The organism is Streptomyces sp. NPDC052042, from assembly GCF_044548345.1.
Classification (GTDB): Bacteria; Actinomycetota; Actinomycetes; order Streptomycetales; family Streptomycetaceae; genus Streptomyces.
The window spans coordinates 116,418-137,273 of sequence record NZ_JBIUBU010000007.1; the positions used below are offsets into that span (position 1 = coordinate 116,418).

At 70.4% G+C, this 20,856-nt stretch carries 15 protein-coding genes; 5 read left to right on the forward strand and 10 right to left on the reverse strand.

Annotated elements, in window-relative coordinates; genetic code table 11:
- Nucleotides 1-66: 66 nt before the first annotated feature.
- The 3 genes from ACIHCL_RS14780 to ACIHCL_RS14790 all read right to left on the reverse strand — a co-directional run bounded on the left by ACIHCL_RS14780 (nucleotide 67) and on the right by ACIHCL_RS14790 (nucleotide 4,143).
- Complete coding sequence (locus ACIHCL_RS14780; RefSeq protein WP_399861501.1) at nucleotides 67-1,632, reverse strand: 4-hydroxyphenylacetate 3-hydroxylase N-terminal domain-containing protein; 1,566 nt, start codon at nucleotides 1,630-1,632, stop codon at nucleotides 67-69.
- Between the two features lie 511 nt (nucleotides 1,633-2,143).
- Complete coding sequence (locus tag ACIHCL_RS14785) at nucleotides 2,144-3,049, reverse strand: LysR family transcriptional regulator (protein ID WP_399861504.1); 906 nt, start codon at nucleotides 3,047-3,049, stop codon at nucleotides 2,144-2,146.
- A 194-nt stretch (nucleotides 3,050-3,243) separates the two neighbouring features.
- A complete protein-coding gene (locus ACIHCL_RS14790; protein WP_399861506.1) occupies nucleotides 3,244-4,143 on the reverse strand; it encodes a D-alanyl-D-alanine carboxypeptidase family protein in 900 nt (299 codons plus the stop codon).
- Nucleotides 4,144-4,514: 371 nt separating this feature from the next.
- Between ACIHCL_RS14790 and ACIHCL_RS14795 the strand changes: the two genes are divergently transcribed.
- Both ACIHCL_RS14795 and ACIHCL_RS14800 read left to right on the forward strand, forming a co-directional pair.
- The gene (locus ACIHCL_RS14795) at nucleotides 4,515-5,207 is read left to right on the forward strand and encodes a GntR family transcriptional regulator (RefSeq protein ID WP_399861866.1); all 693 of its coding nucleotides are present in this window, start codon (nucleotides 4,515-4,517) and stop codon (nucleotides 5,205-5,207) included.
- On the forward strand, nucleotides 5,204-6,511 hold the full coding sequence (locus ACIHCL_RS14800; protein WP_399861508.1) for a nitrate/nitrite transporter: 1,308 nt from the start codon (nucleotides 5,204-5,206) through the stop codon (nucleotides 6,509-6,511). Before ACIHCL_RS14795 ends, ACIHCL_RS14800 begins: the two co-directional genes overlap by 4 nt.
- 303 nt (nucleotides 6,512-6,814) lie before the next feature.
- Here ACIHCL_RS14800 and ACIHCL_RS14805 read toward each other — a convergent pair whose 3' ends face one another.
- Nucleotides 6,815-7,639, reverse strand: coding sequence for a maleylpyruvate isomerase family mycothiol-dependent enzyme (locus ACIHCL_RS14805; protein ID WP_399861510.1), 825 nt, complete (start codon nucleotides 7,637-7,639; stop codon nucleotides 6,815-6,817).
- 170 nt (nucleotides 7,640-7,809) lie between these two features.
- Here ACIHCL_RS14805 and ACIHCL_RS14810 point away from each other — a divergent pair, with 170 nt between their 5' ends.
- Nucleotides 7,810-8,610, forward strand: a complete 801-nt coding sequence (locus tag ACIHCL_RS14810) for a carbon-nitrogen family hydrolase (RefSeq protein ID WP_399861513.1) — start codon at nucleotides 7,810-7,812, stop codon at nucleotides 8,608-8,610.
- A 202-nt stretch (nucleotides 8,611-8,812) separates the two neighbouring features.
- Here ACIHCL_RS14810 and ACIHCL_RS14815 read toward each other — a convergent pair whose 3' ends face one another.
- Nucleotides 8,813-9,304, reverse strand: a complete 492-nt coding sequence (locus ACIHCL_RS14815) for an LURP-one-related/scramblase family protein (protein WP_399861516.1) — start codon at nucleotides 9,302-9,304, stop codon at nucleotides 8,813-8,815.
- A 264-nt stretch (nucleotides 9,305-9,568) separates the two neighbouring features.
- Entirely contained in the window at nucleotides 9,569-10,162 is a 594-nt protein-coding gene (locus ACIHCL_RS14820) for an XRE family transcriptional regulator (RefSeq protein ID WP_399861518.1), read from the reverse strand.
- Nucleotides 10,163-10,448: 286 nt separating this feature from the next.
- Here ACIHCL_RS14820 and ACIHCL_RS14825 point away from each other — a divergent pair, with 286 nt between their 5' ends.
- Nucleotides 10,449-10,643: a hypothetical protein gene (locus tag ACIHCL_RS14825; RefSeq protein WP_399861520.1), complete on the forward strand. Its 195-nt coding sequence runs from the start codon at nucleotides 10,449-10,451 to the stop codon at nucleotides 10,641-10,643.
- A gap of 29 nt (nucleotides 10,644-10,672) precedes the next feature.
- Nucleotides 10,673-12,523, forward strand: coding sequence for an NHL domain-containing thioredoxin family protein (locus ACIHCL_RS14830; RefSeq protein ID WP_399861522.1), 1,851 nt, complete (start codon nucleotides 10,673-10,675; stop codon nucleotides 12,521-12,523).
- 150 nt (nucleotides 12,524-12,673) lie between these two features.
- On the opposite strand, the gene ACIHCL_RS14835 is transcribed toward ACIHCL_RS14830, so the two are convergent.
- From ACIHCL_RS14835 to ACIHCL_RS14850, 4 genes are all read right to left on the reverse strand, one after another.
- Entirely contained in the window at nucleotides 12,674-13,429 is a 756-nt protein-coding gene (locus ACIHCL_RS14835; RefSeq protein WP_399861525.1) for a DUF4232 domain-containing protein, read from the reverse strand.
- A 176-nt stretch (nucleotides 13,430-13,605) separates the two neighbouring features.
- A complete protein-coding gene (locus ACIHCL_RS14840) occupies nucleotides 13,606-16,548 on the reverse strand; it encodes an AfsR/SARP family transcriptional regulator (RefSeq protein WP_399861527.1) in 2,943 nt (980 codons plus the stop codon).
- Nucleotides 16,549-16,966: 418 nt separating this feature from the next.
- Nucleotides 16,967-18,265: a M18 family aminopeptidase gene (locus ACIHCL_RS14845; RefSeq protein ID WP_399861530.1), complete on the reverse strand. Its 1,299-nt coding sequence runs from the start codon at nucleotides 18,263-18,265 to the stop codon at nucleotides 16,967-16,969.
- A 630-nt stretch (nucleotides 18,266-18,895) separates the two neighbouring features.
- Nucleotides 18,896-20,722 carry an acyl-CoA dehydrogenase gene (locus ACIHCL_RS14850; RefSeq protein WP_399861533.1) on the reverse strand — a complete coding sequence of 609 codons (1,827 nt, stop codon included), beginning with the start codon at nucleotides 20,720-20,722 and terminating at the stop codon, nucleotides 18,896-18,898.
- Nucleotides 20,723-20,856: the final 134 nt, after the last annotated feature.

Sequence of the window (20,856 nt, forward strand, 5' to 3'; positions counted from 1 at the left end):
CGGGGCTCGGCCGCCGGCCGAGGCCGCCGGTCCGTCGGCCGGCGCCCGGTCGTGGACGACCGGTGGTCAGCGCTTGAGGATGCTGACGTCGTCCGGCCCGATCAGGTCCGGCACGGTCCAGCCGTCCAGGTCGTACTCGTCCATGGCGCTCTGCGCGAAGTCCTTGCAGTAGTCGAGGAGACCGCTGCCCCGCGCGCCGAACAGGTTGGTCTGCCGGGTCACGTCGTTGCTGCCGATGTAGTTGATCTCGTACAGCTCGTGGCGGGCCCCGAACTCGGTGCCGATGGAGTCCCAGAGCATCTTCATGACCTTGACGCGTTCCTCGGCGTCGATGCCGCCGGTGCCGCGCAGGTAGGTGTCCAGGTAGCCGCGGATCTCGGGGGTCTTGAAGTCGTCGGCGTGCGAGTTGAGGTAGATCAGCCCACTGGCCACGACCTGCTCGATGATGTTCTTGATCTTCGGCATGGCGAGCTGGTTCATCACGCGGTAGGCCCCGGCGAACTGCGGGTCGGGCTGGATCATGCCGCCCTTCCACGGCACCGCGCTCTTCGCCATCGCGTCCGACAGCGCCCAGAACGTGTTGCGCCAGGCGATGACCTCGCCGAGCTGCGACATGACGCCGTGGAACTGTCCGGCCCCGGTGACGTCGAGGGCACGGGCCAGCATGCCGACCAGGAAGTCCATCTTGACGGCGAAGCGGGTGCAGCCGTGCAGGGAGGCGCGCTCCAGGTAGCCCGAGTGGATGTTGTACTTGTTGGCCTGCTCCAGGTCGTTGTAGATGAACGCGTTCTCCCAGGGGATGAACACGTCGTCGAGGACCAGGATCGCGTCGTTCTCGTCCAGGCGGCTGGACAGCGGGTAGTCGAACGGACTGCCCAGCACGGCCGCCCGGTACTCGTTGGATGTGCGGCAGAGCAGCTTCACGCCGGGAGCGTTCGTCGGCATGATGAACACCGGCGAGTAGGCCGGGTCCTGCACGGCGACCTGGCCGACGTGGCCGACGAAGGTGTAGTGGGTCAGGGCCGAGCCCGTGGCCACCACCTTGGCGCCGCTGACGTAGAAGCCCGCGTCGGTCTCCCGGGTGACCCGGATGAACACGTCCTTGCCCGCGTCGGCGCCGAGACCGCGGTCGACCGGCGGGTTCATGATCGCGTGGTTGATGTACCAGGTCTTCTGTTGAGCCTTGCGGTACCAGTTGCGCGCGTTGTCCTCGAACCCGCGGTAGAACTCCGCGTTGGCGCCCAGCGTGCCGAGGAAACAGCCCTTGTAATCGGGGGAGCGGCCCATCCAGCCCCAGGTGATCTTCTGCCACTCGGCGATCGCGTCGCGCGCGGCCACCTGCTCCTCGACGGTCTTCGGAGCCTGGTAGAAGCGGTGGGTGAACCCGCCCCAGTCGGTGGGCGCGGTCAGGATGTCCTTGCGCGCCGGGTCGTGGAGGGCGTCGTACATGCGGGCGATCATGCGGGCCGAATTGCGGAATGCGGGGTGCTCGGCGATGTTCTCGACCCGCTCCCCGTAGATCCAGACCTCGCGCCCGTCGTTCAGGCTCTCCAGATACTCCGCACCGGTAAAGGGGATGTTTTCACGGTCGGCGGGGTCGTGTGCCGACTGATTTGAATTTCCCGTGTTCATGGACCGAAACCCCATCTTCTCCCCGACGGAATGGACCACGTCGCCGGAACAGGCCATACGCGATCAGCTGCCCGTGAAGAGGGATTTGTTGTGCCGATCGGAAGCCGCCTGCGGCGTCGAATTGCCGGGAAGACTTGCACGGGGGGTAGAGCCGGGCAATAGACGGCAGGAACGGACGGGAGGCGCGGGGGCGTCGGCCGTCGAGCCGCCCACCAAGCGGTGAACGGTCGGCAAAACGGCTCTGAACTGGCCTTTTCTGCTCCGGTGGGCAGGTCAAGGGCCGACCGGGACACCCTTGAAAGTGACGCACGTCACATGGAATTCATCTCGTTTTACGAGATACCTCGGAGCTTTTTCCCGCGCGATCCATATGCGGTGCGATAGAGGGGGGCATAGTTTCGTGTATGGCATCATTCGGGTGCCGCCTCTTCAGGTGCCCGGTGTTCGGCGCCCGTTGTCCCGTACATTCCGGAACGCCGTCCGCGGACGCTGCGTCCGTGGACGGTCTCGCTCAGGACCTGAGCGCGCGCCGGTGTTCGGCGACCACGCGGGTCGCCTCCATCCAGTGCCGCATCAGCGGACTGATCTCGCCCTCACGCCGCCACAGCAGCGTGGCCTGCATGGGTGCGAGCCAGCGCGGGGGATCGAGGAGGGTCACCGCGTCGGTCCGGCCCGCGATGCGCCGGCTCACGGGGGCCACGCCGAGCCCGGCCGCGACGAAGGCGACGGCGGTCTGCGGCGTGGACACTTCGAGGACCTCGAAGGTCTCGTCGCCGACGAGGGCGTTTCCGACGACCTCGGGCATTCCCACGAATGCTGGAATCCGATAAGGCAGAATCCAGCGCCCCCATCCTTTTCCGCCGGGGTGGTCCTCGCGCGCGCGATACCGGGGGACGGCGAGTTTCAGGTCGATTCCCATGATGGGATACGAATCGCAGAAGTCGGTGACAAAACCGGCGAACTGGCTGGGGCCGAAGGGAATGCATCCCATGTCCAGCCGGCCGTCCCGGATGCCCTGCACGATGAGATCGGGGGTGACGTCGGTCAGGCTGACGCGGGCCCCTGGAGCCTGGTCCAGGAACTCGGCCAGCACATCGGCGACGACCTCGTTGATGACCATGGGCTCCACACCGATGCGCAGGTCACCGACCGCGCCTTCGCCCATCAGCTTCAGCGTCTCCACGGCGCGGTCCCGGTCGGCCACCAGGCGCCCGCCCTTGGACAGCAGGTAGAGCCCGGCCGGGGTGGGGTGGACGCCCTTCGCCGTGCGTTCGAGGAGGCGTACCCCGAGTTCGCTCTCCAGCTTCGCGATGGCATGGCTCACCGGCGGCTGCGTCATGTTGAGGTTCTTGGCGGCCTGTGAAACCGATCCGGCCTCGACGACGGCCTTGAAGTACTGGATCTGACGAAAGTCCATGCTCGCTGCCCTTCACGACCTCCGACATGTGCCGACAAGCAGGCAGATTAGCCCCGATACCGGTGATGCGGATGCCGGCCCTCGCGGGCGCGCAGCGGCCTGCGTGGCGGTGCGTACGACAGGAGGGGCCCCGCACGGTGCGGGGCCCCTCCTCATGCGTGCGCCGTCGGCCGGCGCGTGTGACGCGGACCGGGCTACTTCTTGAAGCCGTAGTCCATGATTTTCTTCATGTCCGCCGAGCGGGTGGTCGCGCTCGTGGAGCCGAGCACGGTGCCGACGACCGTCTTGCCGTTGCGGGTCGCGGCGAAGACCAGGCAGTACTTGGCCGCCGGGCCGGAGCCGGTCTTGATGCCGATCGCCCCGCTGTAGCTGCTGAGCATCGTGTTGGTGTTGGACCACGACATGTAGCGGTAGCCACCGGACTTCGTGGTGACCTTCTGCTTCGTCGACTTGGTCTTCACGATCGTGCGGAACGTGGAGTTCTTCATCGCACTGGAGGCGATCTTCGTCAGGTCGCGCGGCGTCGAGTAGTTCGAACCGTTTCCGATGCCGTCGAACGAGTCGAAGTGAGTGTTCTTCAGGCCGAGGGCCTTGGCGGAGGTGTTCATCTTGCCGACGAACGACTTCACGCGCGCCGCACGGGTGGAGCCGGAGCCGAACTTGTCGGCCAGCGCGTACGCGGCGTCGCAGCCGGACGGCAGCATCAGGCCGTAGAGCAGCTGGCGGACCGTGACCTTGTCGCCCACGATCAGACGGGCCGACGAGGCGCCCTTGGAGACGATGTAGTCGCTGTACGCCTTCTGGATCGTGACCTTGGAGTCCAGGTTGAGGTTCTTCTGCTCCAGGACGACCTTGGCGGTCATGATCTTGGTGGTGGAACCGGTGGAGCGGCGGGTGTCCGCGGTTTTGGCGAACAGCGCCTTGCCGTTTCCGTTGTTCATCACGAAACCGCCCTTGGCGGTGATCGTCGGATTGGGCAGTGCGGCGGCCTGTGCTGTGGAGGCGAACACGCTGCCCGCGATGACGGCACCCGCCGTGAGGGCCACGGTGGCAGTGGCAGAAACGCGGTGTATGCCCTTAATGCCGATTTTCAACTTGAGTGCTCCCAAATGCCCCTGAAATGCGGCCACATGAAGATGCCGCTCGGTGATGAGACGCGCGAGGTGCGGGAAAGGATGCGCTGATTCCTGGGGTTTCCGGGGCAATTTCGGGGTCAAGTGGGTTTTGGCGGGAGGTCGGGACGGGGTGTCGAGGGGGTGGGCGGGGCCCGTCGAGGGAGATGCCGCGCGGCTACGGGCGGACATGCCGGACGGGATCAGCCCGGAACCTGCTCGGATGCCCGTCCGCGGGTTGGACGATTTTCATGATGTACGCATGTTGTATCTATCATGTGTGCATGCCCTCCCCCCTCCCAGTCGTGAAGATCCTTGCCGAGTCCGCAACCGAGTCCACCGTGAAGACCGCCGTGAAGGCGCCCGCGAAGCCGACAGGGGGGACGGGGGAGGCGAAGCCGGCCGCGACCAAGCAGCCGCCCGCCGCCGAGCGCGTCTACACCCACGTCAAGGAAGCGGTACTGGGCCGCCGTTACGAGGGCGGCACGCTGCTCACCGAAGGCCATCTCGCCGAGGCGGTCGGGGTCTCGCGCACCCCGGTGCGCGAGGCGCTGCTCCGGCTGGAGGTCGAGGGGCTGATCAAGCTCTACCCGAAGAAGGGCGCCCTCGTGCTCGCCGTCTCCGCGCAGGAGATCGCCGACGTGGTGGAGACCCGGCTGCTGGTCGAGGAGTTCGCGGCGCGCAAGGCCGTGCCCGCCTCGGCGCGGCTGATCGAGCGGCTCGAAGAACTCCTCGAAGAGCAGCGGCAGTTGGCCCAGGAGGGTGACCTGGCCGCGGTGGCCGTCAAAGACCGCTGCTTCCACGCGGAGATCGTGCGCAACGCGGGCAACGACATCCTCGCCCGTCTCTACGACCAGTTGCGCGACCGGCAGTTGAGAATGGGGGTCGCCGTGATGGAGGCACATCCGGACAGGATCGCCGCGAACATCACCGAGCACGGCGAGCTGCTGGAGGCGATCAGGTCCGGCGACGCGGACGGTGCCGCGCAGGCCGTGCGGCGCCACGTCGGCCGGGTCAAGGTGCTGGTCAGGGGTGAGGACCGGTGAGTTCCGCCGCTCCCGCCCCGTCCCTGCCCGGCGACCCACCCGGCGGCCGACGCGCCGCGTGGGTGTGGGGCATCGGCGTCGCCGTCTACTTCGTCGCCATCATCTTCCGCACCAGCCTGGGCGTCGCCGGGCTCGACGCCGCCGACCGCTTCCACGTCAACGCCTCCGCGCTCTCCACGTTCTCCATCCTCCAACTGCTCGTCTACGCCGGCATGCAGATACCCGTCGGCCTGATGATCGACCGGCTCGGCACCAAGAAGGTCCTCGCCCTGGGAGCCGTCCTGTTCACGCTGGGCCAGCTCGGCTTCGCGCTCTCGCCCTCGTACGGCATGGCGCTGGTGTCCAGGGGCCTGCTCGGCTGCGGCGACGCGATGACGTTCATCAGCGTGCTGCGGCTCGGCACCCGCTGGTTCCCGGCCCGGCGCGGTCCGCTGATCGGACAGGTCGCGGCGCTGTTCGGGATGGCGGGCAACCTCGTCTCCACGCTTCTCATCGCGCGGGCCCTGCACGGACTCGGCTGGACCACCACCTTCGTCGGCAGCGCCGCCGCCGGGGTCGTCGTCCTGGTGCTCCTGCTGCTGTTCCTGAAGGACCACCCCGAGGGGCACGAGCCGCCGCCCGCCACGCACAAGGGGTCCGCCTTCGTGCGCCGGCAGATCGGCGCCTCCTGGCGGGAGCCCGGCACCCGGCTCGGCATGTGGGTGCACTTCACCACGCAGTTCCCGGCCATGGTGTTCCTGCTGCTGTGGGGGCTGCCGTTCCTGGTGGAGGCGCAGGGGCTCAGCCGGTCCACCGCCGGTGAGCTGCTCACCCTGGTGGTGCTCTCCACCATGGTGTTCGGACTGGTCTACGGGCAGATCGTCGCCCGGCACCATGAGGCCAGGATCCCGCTGGCTCTCGGGACGGTCGCGGCGACCGCCCTGCTCTGGGCGTCGACCATTTTCTACCCCGCCGCCCACGCGCCGACCTGGCTGCTGATCGTGCTGTGCGTGGTGCTCGGCGCCTGCGGTCCCGCCTCGATGATCGGCTTCGACTTCGCGCGGCCCGCGAACCCGCCGGAGCGCCAGGGCACCGCCTCGGGCATCGTCAACATGGGCGGCTTCATCGCGTCGATGACCACCCTGCTCGCCGTCGGCGTGCTGCTGGACGCCACCGGGGACGACTACCGGATCGCGTTCGCCTCGGTCTTCGTGCTGGAGGCGGTCGGTGTCGTCCAGATCCTGCGGCTGCGCTCCCGGGCCGCACACCGCGAGCGCGAGCAGCGCGTGATCAGCCGCGTGGAGGCCGTGCACGTGCCCGCGTGAGCCCTTTGCCGCGGGGGCCCGCCCGGCCTCCCGCTCGCGTGACGCCCGCAGGGCACCCATCACGCCGGATCGGCGGCGCGCCCGTCCCCGTCCGACGGGCGTCGCCGATCCCGGTGGTCGCGGCCGACAGGCGCCGGGGCGTCACGGTGTCAGCGGGCCGAGCCGTGCGCGGCACCGTGTCGGGGCGTCATCCTGCTGGAGCTGTACGGCGGCACCGCGTCACCATGAGTGGCGGCACCGCGTCACCGCGTCGTGGCAGCGGTGTGTCACCGCGTCACGGCAGCGGCGCGTGGCATCACGGTGTCACGGCGTCACGGCGAAGTTCCGCAGGATCGCGTCCGCCAGCTCCGGGTCGCCCTCGACCTTCATGCGGTCCGCCACCGCGCCCGCGCGCACCCGCCCGCAGGCCAGCCGGGAGTACGTCTCCCAGTCCGTCGCCAGGGTCACCACCGGACCGAGCGACGGCGAACCGTCCACCGAACCCCGGCCCTCCGCGTCCACCCTGACGGTGCGCAGGAACTCCACCGGACCGTGCACATCGATCACCACCGCCGAATTCGGAGGCACCCCCGCGTCCTTGGCGACCACCTTCGGCAACGCCTCCAGCAGGACGTCCCGGGCGATGGTGGCGCCGGGGGAGTCCAGGTTGCCGGGCCGGCCCAGCGCCACCCGCAGGTCCTGCTCGTGCACCCAGACGTCGAACGCCCTCATCCGCAGGGCCACTTCGAGGGTCTGCTCGGCGCCCAGCGGGGCCCTGACCATCGTCTCGGGGGCGCGGTTCTCGTTGCGGAGCTGACGCGCGCGCCGGATGAGCGTGTAATCCAGCTCGGCGAGCATCTCCGGCGAGGTGTGGTGGCGCCGTACGTCGACCTGCATCTCCATGTAACGGGCGAGGTCGTTCTGCATGTGGTACAGGTCGCGCGGCAGTGAGTGGATCGGGCGTGGATCGCCGAGTTGCTCGCATTCCATGCCGATGATGTGCGAGACGATGTCTCGCACCGACCAGGCGGGACACGGCGTACGGCTGTTCCACTCCTCCTCGGCGAGCGGCTTCACCAGCTCGGCTATCGCCTCGATGGAGTGGGTCCAGGCATCGGCGTAGTTCTGAAGACTGGGATGGACGGTCACGGGACCCCTCGTGCGGTTCTGCGGTGCATGGGCTGGAGTGCTGGGCGCGGGCGGCGGACTGCGTGGGAGGCTCGATCGCTAAGTTACGCTGCGAGCAGGCACCCGGGCAGTGCTTTCGTGTGACGATCGTAGGCCCGTGTTGACGACTCGAATGCCAGGACGGTGGTAGTGTGCGCGCCTCCCTCATCCAGATCGCAGTAGACCCGGACGAATCGGTTGATTCCCGCAGGCAGCGCGCTGCTTCGCTGGTCTCGGCGCAGCGCGGCGCGGACCTGGTCGTCCTGCCCGAGCTCTGGCCGGTCGGCGCCTTCGCGCACGACTCCTTCCGGAACGAGGCCGAACCGCTCCAGGGGCCCACCCACGAGATCATGGCGAAGGCCGCGGCCGACGCCGGGGTCTGGCTGCACGCGGGCTCCTTCGTCGAGCGCGCGCCCGACGGCACGCTCTACAACACCGCACTCGTCTTCACGCCCGAGGGCGAGCGGGCCGCCGTGTACCGCAAGATCCACCTCTTCGGCTTCGACGAGGGCGAGGCGGTCATGATGGGGGCGGGCGAGGAACTGGTCACGGTGGCTCTGCCGCACACCACTCTGGGCCTCGCCACCTGCTACGACCTGCGCTTCCCGGAGCTGTTCCGCAGTCTGGTGGACGCGGGCGCCCAGACCCTGGTCGTCGCGGCGGGCTGGCCCGAGCGGCGCCGCGCCCACTGGACGCTGCTGGCCCGGGCCCGCGCCGTCGAGAACCAGGCGTACGTCCTGGGGGTCGCCACCGCCGGCACCCACGCCGGGGTCGAGCAGGCCGGCCACAGCATCGTCGTCGACCCCTGGGGCGAGACGCTCGCGGAGGCGGGCGCGGACGAGGAGGTGCTGAGCGTGGAGTTCGACCCGGCGAGGGTGGCGACGACCCGCGCGCAGTTCCCCGCGCTCAAGGACCGTCGCCTGGGCCTCGCCGCGCCCACGACCCGCCCGTAGCCGCGACCCGGCGGCACCCGGCGGGGCGGTGGGGCTCAACGGCCGACCGCGGCCCCGTGCGCGGCCACTCACCGGCCCCGGTGCCGCAGCGGGGCCCACGGGTGCGCGGACGCGTCCGCCGGCGTGCTCGCCGGGCACGGGGCATGTCCGGCGGACGCCCGCCCCGTTCACCCGGAGCCGGACGGGGCCGTGCCGGGCCCGGTCAGCCCTCGTGCTCCTTCTCCGCGAGCACGATGACGCACACCGATACGGCGATGAGCAGCGCCGCGTCCGCGTCCTCCCGCACGATGTCGATGCCGTAGGTGTCCCGGACCGTCAGCCAGCGCCGCGAGATCTGGGCCAACAGCTCCCCGTCGTACTCGATGGAGAACTCGTGGTCCAGGATCCTGCCGCTGACGTCCAGGTCGGTGCCCTCGATCAGGGCGACCCGGTAGTGGTTGCGCAGTAGCGACAGCCGTTTGCGCTTGACCGTGGCGAGCCGTTCGCCGTCGCGCTCGATGATCATGGTGTCGCGCAGACTGAGCAGTTTCTTGTGGATCTCGACCAGCACGCGGCCATCGGTGTCCTTCAGTTCGAAGGTGTCCCGCACCCGCATGGCCTTGCCGTCGACGAGGAAGACCTTGCGGCCGTCCGCGTCCTCGATCCAGTAGTCGTCACCGATGCCGAAGAGGCGTTCACGCACCAGGAATCTCATGGCCCACAGGTTCCCCCATGATCCCCCGCAACACGTGGACCTTCCGGAACGCGTGGCCCATGCGGAGCTCGCGGCTCTCCGGAGCGGGGTGCCCGTCCGGAACGGGCGGACCCCGTGGGACGGGCGGACCCGCCGGAATGCGCGGCCTTCGCTGAACTGGAGCGGGACATGATCGTGGAGCGCACTCGGCGCGCCTGGGCGCTGCCCAAGGCGCAGGGGCGTACGGGGGAGTCCGTCTGTGATGGACGCGGACAAGCCCGCTGTTCATGCACGGGATGCGAGGTGCCAAGGCGCAGCCCGCTCCCACAGCTCCTCGCCGTGTTCCGCGAACCGGTCGAACATGCCCCCGCTGTCGTGGCGACGCAGATGCAGGAGGGGCGAGTCGTGGCCGACGAGGCGGGCGAGATGCGGTGTCACCAGGGCTTCGTCATCGAAGCGGAACACGGACAGGCTCACGTGATTGATGGCGTCCAGCGGGGTGGAGACACGCGCCTCCACCCCTTTGAGGGGCCCCAGACGTTCCAGGTGCTCCCCTGTGATCCTGATGCGCGTGGAGACGGACAGGGCCACGTCCTCGATCGCCTCCCGCTGGTGGGTCACCTCCCCGTCCGGGTCTCCCACGAGGAACCGCACGCGGCACCCTGCCTCGGCCTTGCGTCGGATCGTCTCCGCGAAGTGGGGGACCTGCGTCCAGAAGAAGTAGTTCGTGTAGCCGGCGAGGAAGATTTCCGTGCGCGCCGACTCCACAAGTTCCGTCCAGACCGTTGACGGGCATGCGGATCGGTAGGGATAGCTGTGGACCAGCTCACGATCGGTGCCGGTCTTCACGCGTTCCTGTACAGCCTTCGGCCACAACATCTCTTCGTCCACTCCCAGCGCTCGGCAGGCGTCCGCTCGGTTTCTTGCGTGTGGTGTCAGATCAGCATTGCTCAGCCATCGTTCCACCTGCTTCGCGGATACCCCCACCCGGTACGCCAGCTGACGCGTGGACACCCCGGTGCGTTCCATCGCGGACTGAAGAGCAGCGTTCAAGTCAACCCCCTCGCCGTGACCTTTTGGGCTTTCTCCGACCCTGGTGTCGAACGTCTCAACTGTCTGGTGAGCAGGGGGAGATACGTCCGAGAGGGTGGGTGACGCTCTCCTCGTGACCGAACCGAAGCGCTACAGCGCCCCACCGATCGAACTGCCCTTGAACCTGGAGTCGGAGCCGGCCCCGGTGGAGGGGTGTGCAGGCTGCGCCGAACTGGCCGACGTGCGCTCCCGCGCCCGAGCCGGAGGCGACATGACCACGGTGTCCGACTGCAACGTCTACATGCGGCGCCACCCCGAGGGACACTGATGCTCACAGGCGAATGGCACTCTTGGTGCATGAACGATGATTCCTCCGCTCCGCGCCGTGCCCGTGGCCGTGTCCGTGCCCCTGAGCTGATCGGCAAGGGCGGGTGGCTCAACACGGGTGGCAGGAATCTGACCCTCGCCGACCTCCGAGGTAAGTGTGTTGTTGTAGATTTCTGGACCTTCTGTTGCGTGAACTGCCTGCACGTTCTCGACGAGCTGCGCGAGCTGGAGGAGAAGCACCGCGACACCGTCGTGATCATCGGCGTCCACTCGCCGAAGTTCGTCCACGAGGCCGACCACGAGGCGGTCGTCGACGCCGTCGAGCGGTACGAGGTCCGGCACCCGGTCCTCGACGATCCGGAGCTGGAGACCTGGAAGCAGTACGCCGTACGGGCCTGGCCCACGCTGGTCGTGATCGACCCCGAGGGCTATGTCGTCGCCCAGCACGCGGGCGAGGGGCATGCGCACGCCATCGAGAAGCTGGTCGAGGAGCTGGAGGCCGAGCACGCGGCGAAGGGCACGCTGCGGCGCGGCGACGGGCCGTACGTTCCGCCCGAGCCGGTCGCCACGCACCTGCGGTTCCCCGGCAAGGTCCTGCTGCTGCCCGACGGCGGATTCCTCGTCTCCGACACCACCCGGCACCGCCTGGTCGAGATCGAAGCCGACGGCGAGACGGTGCGCCGCCACATCGGAACGGGGGAGCGGGGGATCGTCGACGGCGGTCCCGGCGAGGCGCGGTTCTCCGAACCCCAGGGCCTGGCCGTGCTGCCCGACGGGCGGATCGCGGTCGCGGACACCGTGAACCACGCGATCCGTGCCCTCGATCCCGCCACCGGCGAGACCAGCACCCTCGCCGGTACCGGCCGCCAGTGGTGGCAGGGGTCGCCGACGAGCGGTCCGGCCCGCGAGGTCGATCTCTCCTCGCCCTGGGACCTCGCCTGGTTCGCTGACCGGCTGTGGATCGCCATGGCCGGGGTCCACCAGCTCTGGACGTACGACCCCGCGACGGACACCGTCCGGGTCGCCGCGGGCACGACCAACGAGGGCCTGGTCGACGGGCCGGCCGAGGAGGCGTGGTTCGCGCAGCCGTCCGGGCTGGCCGCCTCGGCCGACGGGGAGCGGCTGTGGGTCGCCGACTCGGAGACGTCCGCCCTGCGCTACGCCGAGCGGGACGGCACCGGCTTCGTCGTCCGTACGACCGTCGGCACCGGCCTCTTCGACTTCGGCCACCGCGACGGCCCCGCCGGCCAGGCGCTGTTCCAGCACCCGCTGGGCGTGACCGCGCTGCCCGACGGCTCGGTCGCCGTCTGCGACACGTACAACCACGCGCTGCGGCGCTACGACCCCGTGAGCGGCGAGGTCACCACCCTCGCGACGGATCTGCGCGAGCCCAGCGACGCCGTCCTGGCCGACGGCGATCTCGTCGTCGTCGAGTCCGCCCGGCACCGGCTGACCCGGCTGCGGCTCCCGGAGGAGGCCGTACGCGTCGCCGGCCAGGCGCATCACACGCAGCGCGCGGCCACCGAGATCGCCCCGGGCACGCTCCGGCTCGACGTGGTCTTCCAGGCGCCCGCCGGGCAGAAGCTGGACACCCGGTACGGTCCTTCGACCCGGCTGCTGGTCTCGGCGACCCCGCCCGAGCTGCTGGCGGAGGGCTCCGGCGCCGGTACGAACCTGTTCCGTGATCTGGTCCTGGCCGACGGCGTCACCGAGGGCGTGCTGCACGTGTCCGCGATGGCGGCATCCTGCGACGACGACCCGGAGAACGAGTACCCGGCCTGCCACGTCCACCAGCAGGACTGGGGCGTCCCCGTCCGCGTGACCGCCGGGGGAACGCCCCGGCTGCCGCTGGTGCTGGCGGGCATGGACGAGCAGGGCTGAGCACGGCAGCGGGCGGAGCCCTGGACGCGGAGGGCGTTCCGCGCCGGGTGCGGTGGGTGCGGCGAGGAAGGGTCCGCGCCCCGCGGGGCGCCGTCCCGCGGGGCGCGTCGTACGGCCCGGCTCAGCGGGCCGGGATGTTCCCGACCGAGGTCAGGAGGTGCCCGCCTGCTGCATGGAGCTCACCGCGTCGGCGACCGTGCTCCGGTACAGGCCCAGCTTCGGGTCGAGCACCTTCACATCGGGGCCGAGCGAGAAGTTCTTCGTGTCCGCGTTGGCCATGTGGTCGCCGTCGGCGAGCACGCTCATCTCGTTGACCCAGGTCATGCCGTCGCCGCCCTTCGGGTTGAGGTCGATCACCGCGATGGCGGCCGTCTTCGGCTTGACCGGGTAGGCCGGTGCGCCGCCCAGGCCACCGGGAACCGCCGGCTGGACGTCCCCGCTGTGGTCCGTGGCCTTCGCGGCGCCCAGACTGACCAGCGGGAAGTAGCTCAGGCCGCAGGAGTTCGCGCCGACGTTGTTGACCTCGATCACATGCTGGGTGGCCGAGCCCTCGCGGGGGTACACGCGCACCGACAGGTCCCCGATCTTGCACGGGTGCTTGTAGGCGTAGCTGTCGCTGGTGTTTCCGCCCGTCTTGGCGCTGCTGCCGGACGCGCCGGTCTTCGAGGTGCCCGTCTTCGCGGCTTCGGCGTTCTGCGCGGCATCGCCGGTCTTCGCGGTGTTCGTGGTCGTCGCGTCGGCGGCGGGCTGGGAGGCGTCCGCCGGAGCGGTGGCCGATGCGGTGTCGTTCGCCTGGCCGGCGGACTGGGTGCCGGTGCCGTCGTCGGTGCAGGCGGTGAGGGCCAGGGCGAGCACGGCGGTGGTGGCGGCCGCGAGGGCGGCGGAGCGGTTGCGGAAGGCAGGCATGGGAGTCCCCCGGGTGTAGGGAGGCGGACGCCCGGTCCTGTGGCGAATGCCTCCGGCTTGCTGACACCCATGACTCTGGCGGCCGCCGCTCATGTTCCGCTGTCGTCCCGCTGACGTACCGCTGATGTCCCCGCCGGTGGGACCTGACACCCCCGCAACCACGGGGCGCGCGGGTGTCAGACGTCGTCGGCGGTGAGCCGGCTGACCGCCTGTTCGTGCCGCCGGATGTGGTCCGGGCGGGCCGTGACCCGCAGCAGCGCTCCGAGGGCCCGCGCCGCGCCCTCGTCGTACCCGGCCTGTTCCGCCTCCCCGGCCGCCAGGTCCAGCAGACGGATGCCCTCGTCCTCGTCGCCCAGTGCCAGCCGGGCCTCGCCGCTGATGGTCAGCAGCAGCACCCGGCGGACAGGCTCCCCGTGCTCGGGCCCGAGGCCCAGCGCGGTGCGGGCGGAGTCGAGGGCTTCCCACGGCCGGTCCGTGGTGAGCTGCATCCGGGCGAGGTGTTGCAGGGCGAGCATCTCGGTGTGCGCGTCGTCCTCCTCGCGGGCCAGGGCGACGGCGCGCGCGCAGCCCTCCAGCGCCGCGTCGAGCGCGCCGTCCTCGGCCTGGACCACCGCCAGATTGACCAGCGCGGTCGCCTCCCCGAGCCGGTCACCGGACCGTCGGGCGAGACCGGGCGAACGCTCCAGCAGGGCGAGCGCCTCGGCGGTCCTGCCCTCTTCGGTCAGCACCCAGCCCAGCAGGTTGAGCACCCGCGACTCCGCGTAAGGGTCCTTCTCGGCACGGGCGGAGTCCAGGGCCAGCTCCAGCGGCGGGGACCAGCCGTCCCGTACCCGCCACACCACCTGCGGCCACTGGAGCAGGACGAGGCGCCAGGCCCGGTCGTGCAGCCCCGCCGCACGGGCGGCCACGGTGGCCAGTGCGAGGTCGTCACGTTCGGCGGCCAGCCAGCTCATGGCCGCCGAACGGTCGGCGAAGTCCCGGACGGCGGCCGGGGCGCGGTGGTCGTCGGGCAGCACGAAGCAGGGTTCACCGCCGGGCTCGGCCGTGTCGGCGGCGGCCAGCGCGGTGGCGATGTAGTGGTCGAGGACCCCGTGCAGCGCCTCGCTTGCGGACGAGGGGTCCAGGCCCCGGGCGTAGAGGCGCACCAGATCGTGCAGCACCCAGCGACCGGGCGCCGTCTCGGCGACGAGGTGGGCGGTGGCGAGCCGTCCCAGCGCCGCCGTGGCCACGACCGGGTCCGTACCGGCGAGGGCGGCGGCCGTGTACGCGTCGAAGTGGCTGCCGGGGTGGTGCCCGAGCCGGGTGAACTGGTGCACGGCGTCCGGCGGGAGCTGCTGCACGGTCAGCCGGAGCGCGGCCGGCACACCGGTGTCGTCCACGTCGAGGTACGTCAACCGGCTGCGTTCGTCCGCGAGTTCGTCGGCGAGACCGGCCAGTGTCCACCGGGGTCGCCCCGCCAGCCGGGCCGCGGTGACCCGCAGGGCCAGTGGCAGACCCCCGCACAGCTCGGCGAGCCTGAGGGCGGCCATGGGCTCGGTGCGGACCCGCTCCTCGCCGAGGACCCCGGCCAGCAGGGCGGTGCCGTCCCGTGGTTCGAGGACGTCGACCGGCACGGGACGGGCGGCGTCCGAGGCGATGAGGCCCTCCAGCCGGTTGCGGCTGGTGACCAGCGTGACGCAGTCGGCGCCGCCCGGCAGCAGCGGCCGGACGGCGGCGGAGTCCCGGGCGTTGTCGAGCACGACGAGCAGGCGGCGCCGGTCGGTCAGCGACCGGAACAACGCGGCGGCGGCGGCCTCGGACTCCGGGACGCGACGCGGTGCGACGCCCAGCGCCAGCAGGAACTCGCGCAGGACCTCCGTGGGCGAGGGTTCGCCGGTGTTGCTGAACCCGCGCAGATCGGCGAAGAGCCGCCCGTCCGGGAAGGCCGCGGCGCTGCGGTGCGCCCACTGGAGGGCCAGCGCGGTCTTCCCCACCCCGGCCGGTCCGGTGACCAGGCAGACGGGCGCCTCGCCCGCCGAGGCCCGGCCGAGCGCGGCCAGTTCGGCAGCCCGCCCGTGGAAGCCGCGGGGGGCACGGGGGAGCAGATCGGCGGGGAGCGTTCCGCCGGTCCCGGGGGCCGGTGCGGCGGCGGGCGGCCGGGCGGGCGGCTGGGCGACCGGTGCGGCGGCGGTACGGGACGGCGGTGGAGCGTGAGCCCCGCCCGTGCCGCCCACGCCAGCTGTGTCGGCCGCGCGGTCCGTACCGTCTCTTCCGTGCGGGTCGGTCGTGCGGCCCGTGCTGCGGGTACGGTCCGGCCCGTCCGTCCGATTCGTGTCGTCCGCCCGGTCCGGTCCGCCGGTACGAGCCGGTCCGGACGATTCGGTGCGGAGGTCCGGGCCGGGGTCGCCGCGCAGGATCAGCGCGTACGCGTCGGCCAGTTCGTGCCCCGGATCGACACCCAGTTCGTCGGCGAGCAGCCGCCGGGTGCGGTGGAACCAGTCCAGCGCCTCGGATTGGCGCCCCGCCTGGTAGAGCGCCGTCATCAGCGCGGCGGCCAGCGACTCACGCATCGGGTGCGCGACCGCTTCCGCGCGCAGTACCGCCACCGCCTGGCTGTGGTTCGCCAACTCTCCGTAGAAGCAGGCGAGCTGTTCGACCGCCGACAGGCGTGACTCCTCCAGCGCGTGCGCGGCGGCCCGGAGCGGCGGGGCGGCGGCCACCCCGGTGAGTGCCGGGCCCTGCCACAGGGACAGGGCCTCCTTGAGCATCAGTACGGAGTCGGCGGGGTCGCGCTGTTCCCGAGCCAGTGACAGGAGTTCCTCGAACCGGTGCGAGTCCAGCAGAGTCTCCGGAACCCGCAGCAGATAGGCGTCGCCGAGCGTGACCAGCTCCACCCCGTATGCCTGGGCGTCCGCGCCGACCAGGAGGGCGCGAAGGCGCGACACATGCCCCTGGATGACGCCGCGGGCGTGCAACGGCGGGGTGTCGTCCCACAGCGAGTCCGTCAACCGGGCGATGGAGACAGGGGTATTGGCGGACAGCAGCAGCGCCGCGAGCAGGCTGCGGCGCTTCGCGGGACCGAGCGGCAGCAACCCGCTGTGCGTCTCGACGGAGACGGTGCCGAGCAGCCGGAACTCCACGGGCGGCTCCCCTTCCGGACAGGATGCGCCCCGGAGGGGGCACTGCAAAGCGTCAGGATATCGGGGGTGCCGGAACGCCGAGAGCGGCGATTCCCGCCAGTTAAGGGGCCGTTGCCGCGAAGTCCCCGGTCGGCTACGGCGCCGCCGGCCCGGGTGCCGAGCCGCGGGGCGGGCGGTGTGTGGGGGCGTGGTTGCCGTGGGGCTGTCGACCGGGTGCCGGGCGGGCCGGGACGGCCAGGGGGCGGGGGCCGGTCCTCCGGCCCCGCCCCCGTTCACGGCCTCCCGGCCTGCGCCGGACCGGTCCCGGGTTTGCGTGGTATCAGCTTCCGGCATGCCGGGCCGGAGCCGGACCCCCGTTGCCGGGCCGGAGCCGTTGCCGGACCCGCTGCCCGGCCCCGGCCCCGCGGCCTGCGCCGGATCAGCCCGCCAGGAACGCCGAGAGCGCGTTGGCCAGCAGGTACGGATCATCCGCGCCGCAGAGTTCGCGGGCGCTGTGCATCGACAGGATCGGGGCCCCGATGTCCACGGTCTGGATGCCGTGCCGGGCGGCGGTGATCGGCCCGATGGTGGTGCCGCAGGGCATCGAGTTGTTGGAGACGAACGTCTGCCACGGCACGTCCGCCTTCCGGCACGCCTCCGCGAACACGGCCCGGCCGCCGCCGTCGGTCGCGTACCGCATGTTGACGTTGACCTTGAGGATCGGGCCGCCGTTGACCACCGGGTGGTGGGTCGGGTCGTGGCGCTCGGCGTAGTTGGGGTGGATGGCGTGGCCGGTGTCGGAGGAGAGGCAGATGGTCCCGGCGAACGCCCGTGCGCGGTCCTCGTACGAACCGCCGCGCGCGAACACCGAACGCTCCAGCACCGTGCCCAGCAGCGGCCCGTCGGCGCCGGTGTCCGACTGGGAGCCGTTCTCCTCGTGGTCGAAGGCCGCCATGACCGGGATGTGCGGAAGCTCGGCGTCCGGCTGCTCGGCGACGGCGGCGAGCGCGGCGGTCGCCGCGTGCACGGAGAGCAGGTTGTCCATCCGCGGGCCGGCCAGCAGCTCGCGGTCCCGCCCCAGATAGGCCGGCGGCTCGACGGGGTGCGGCATCAGGTCCCAGCCGATGACGTCCTCGGCGTCGACCCCGGCCTCCTGGGCGACGAACCGGATCAGGTCACCCTCCTCGACGTCCCCGAGGCCCCAGATCGGTTGCATGTGCTTCTGCCGGTCGAGCTTCAGGCCGTCCGGATTGGCCGACCGGTCCAGGTGCACGGCCAGCTGCGGCACGCGCAGCAGCGGCCGGTCGATGTTCACCAGCCGGTGGGTGCCCCCGCGCAGCGAGATCCGCCCGGCGAGGCCGAGGTCGCGGTCGAGCCAGGTGTTGAGGAGCGTTCCGCCGTAGATCTCCACGGCGACCTGACGCCAGCCGTGCACCCCGGTGTCGGGCAGCGGCTTGACCCGCAGGTTCGGCGAGTCGGTGTGCGCGCCGACGATCCGGTACGGGGTGTGCGCCTCGGCGCCCTCCGGCACGTACCAGGCGATGATCGCGCCGCCGCGCAGGACGTACTTCCCCCCGCTGGTGCCGTCCCAGGCCGCGGTCTCCTCGACCTGCCGGAAGCCGGCCTTCTCCAGCCGCGCGGCCGCCGTGGCCACCGCGTGGTACGGGGAGGGGGAGGCCATCAGGAAGGCCATCAGGTCGTCGGTGTGCCCGCGGTCGAAGCGGAGGGAGGAACTCATGTTCTTCACTGTAACGAGGCCGGACCGGATCCTTTCCTCGCCGTCGATGGTCCGTCCGCGCCAATGCCCGGCGACCATCGGGACGATCTCCCCGCCGCACCGGAATGCACAGTTCCGGAGGTCGTCCGATTCCGGGCCAAAGCTTGTCGATGGCGGTCAGATCGATGTCGATGTCATAGGGGGTGGAGGGCTTCAGCCGGTCGTGTGGACACCGGTGGAGACGTACTGCTTGCGCACGGGGTCCAGCTCATAGGTCCAGACCACGAGTCGGTCGTTCTCCGCCATTTCGACGAGCCAGGTTCGACGAGCCGGAAATTCGGGATGCCCGCCCCCGCGTACTGGTGCGGCTTGGTGTCGCGGTCGCGGGCCTCGGAGTCGGGCGGGACGACGGCGACCGCGAGCAGGACATCGGTAGTCGTGGTTCTGCCCGTGAACGGGATTCTCGGCCGTGTCCCCGGCGCACCCAGCCCGTACGACGGCACCGCCACCCGAAAGCGCGTACGGGTGGCGGTGTCGGCTGATGACCCCGGGAGGAGCCTCGGAGTGGAGCCGGGAGTCCTTCTTGGAAGGACTCCCGGCGGGAACGTCCGACGGGAACGTCCGACGGGAGCGCCCGACGGGACCGTCCGACTAGAACGCGGCCTCGTCCAGCTCCATCAGCGAGTTGTCGACGGACTCCGCGATGGCCCGCTCGGTGGCGACGCCGGGCAGGACGTTCGCGGCGAAGAACTTCGCGGCGGCGATCTTGCCCTGGTAGAAGGCGACGTCCTTCGCGGAGGCGGTCGGCAGCTTCTGGGCCGCGATGTGCGCGCCCTTCAGTAGCAGGTAGCCGACGATGACATCGCCGGAGGCCATCAGCAGACGGGTGGTGTTCAGGCCCACCTTGTAGATGTTCTTGACGTCCTCGCCGGTCGCGGTGAGGTCGGTGATCATCCGGCCGACGATCGCCTCCAGGTCCACGGCCGCCTTGGCGAGCGAGTTCAGCGCCCCGGCCAGCTGCTCGTCGCCCTGGGCATCCTTGAGGAACTGCTTGATCTCCTCGGACAGGGCGTTCAGCGAGGCACCCTGGTCGCGGACGATCTTCCGGAAGAAGAAGTCCTGGCCCTGGATCGCCGTCGTGCCCTCGTAGAGCGTGTCGATCTTGGCGTCACGGATGTACTGCTCGATCGGGTACTCCTGGAGGTACCCGGAGCCGCCGAACGTCTGGAGCGACTGCGCCAGCTGCTCGTACGACTTCTCGGAGCCGTAGCCCTTCACGATCGGGAGCAGCAGGTCGTTCAGACCGTGCAGCGCCTTGGCATCCTCGCCCGCGGCCTCCTTCTCCTGGATCGCGTCCTGGACGGTGGCGGTGTACAGGACGAGGGAGCGCATGCCCTCCGCGTACGCCTTCTGCGTCATGAGGGAGCGGCGCACGTCGGGGTGGTGCGTGATGGTGACCTTGGGCGCGGCCTTGTCCGTGAACTGCGACAGGTCGCTGCCCTGGACGCGCTCCTTGGCGTACTCCAGGGCGTTCAGGTAACCGGTCGACAGGGTCGCGATGGCCTTCGTGCCGACCATCATGCGGGCGAACTCGATGATGCGGAACATCTGGCGGATGCCCTCGTGCTTGTCACCGATCAGCCAGCCCTTGGCCGGGTGCTTGTCGCCGAACGTCATCTCGCAGGTGTTGGACGCCTTGAGGCCCATCTTGTGCTCGACGTTCGTCGCGTACACGCCGTTGCGCTCGCCCAGCTCGCCGGTCTCCCAGTCGAAGTGGAACTTGGGGACGAGGAAGAGCGAGAGGCCCTTGGTGCCGGCGCCGGCCCCCTCGGGACGGGCCAGCACGTAGTGGAGGATGTTCTCGGACATGTCGTGCTCGCCCGAGGTGATGAAGCGCTTCACGCCCTCGATGTGCCAGGAGCCGTCCTCCTGCTGGACGGCCTTCGAACGGCCCGCGCCGACGTCCGAACCGGCGTCCGGCTCGGTCAGCACCATCGTCGAGCCCCACTGCCTCTCGACGGCGATCTCGGCGACCTTCTTTTGTGCCTCGTTGCCCTCGTCGAAAAGAATGCCGGCGAACGCCGGGCCGGAGGAGTACATCCAGATGGCCGGGTTCGAGCCGAGCAGCAGCTCCGCGTAGGCCCAGATGAGGGAGCGCGGCGAGGTGGTGCCGCCGATCTCCTCGGGCAGGCCCAGGCGCCAGTACTCGGAGTCCATGAACGCCTGGTACGACTTCTTGAAGGTGTCCGGGACCGGCGCGGTGTTGGTCTCCGGGGCGAAGACCGGCGGGTTGCGGTCGGCGTCGGCGAAGGACTCGGCCAGCTCGTTCTCCGCGAGGCGGGTGACCTCGTCGAGGATGCTCTTCGCCGTCTCGACGTCCATCTCGGCGAACGGTCCGGTCCCGTACGTCTTGTCGCGACCGAGAACCTCGAAGAGGTTGAACTCGATGTCGCGGAGATTCGACTTGTAGTGCCCCATGGAAGGCTCCGTAATCACTAGCAGTGGCACGCGACGCCTCGGGCACGGCGTGCGAGCCGGGCGGGCGACGAGCTGGCGGTGCGTATATCAGCTGACCTCTCCGATGATGCTACCCGCCAGTAATAAGACGCAAC

Coding starts and splice junctions, on each gene's coding strand:
- ACIHCL_RS14835 (WP_399861525.1), bottom strand. CDS start 13,429: ATGCCTGCCTTCCGCAACCGCTCCGCCGCCCTCGCGGCCGCCACCACC.
- ACIHCL_RS14820 (WP_399861518.1), bottom strand. CDS start 10,162: ATGTTGTGGCCGAAGGCTGTACAGGAACGCGTGAAGACCGGCACCGAT.
- ACIHCL_RS14785 (WP_399861504.1), bottom strand. CDS start 3,049: ATGGACTTTCGTCAGATCCAGTACTTCAAGGCCGTCGTCGAGGCCGGA.
- ACIHCL_RS14830 (WP_399861522.1), top strand. CDS start 10,673: ATGAACGATGATTCCTCCGCTCCGCGCCGTGCCCGTGGCCGTGTCCGT.
- ACIHCL_RS14780 (WP_399861501.1), bottom strand. CDS start 1,632: ATGAACACGGGAAATTCAAATCAGTCGGCACACGACCCCGCCGACCGT.
- ACIHCL_RS14850 (WP_399861533.1), bottom strand. CDS start 20,722: ATGGGGCACTACAAGTCGAATCTCCGCGACATCGAGTTCAACCTCTTC.
- ACIHCL_RS14845 (WP_399861530.1), bottom strand. CDS start 18,265: ATGAGTTCCTCCCTCCGCTTCGACCGCGGGCACACCGACGACCTGATG.
- ACIHCL_RS14815 (WP_399861516.1), bottom strand. CDS start 9,304: ATGAGATTCCTGGTGCGTGAACGCCTCTTCGGCATCGGTGACGACTAC.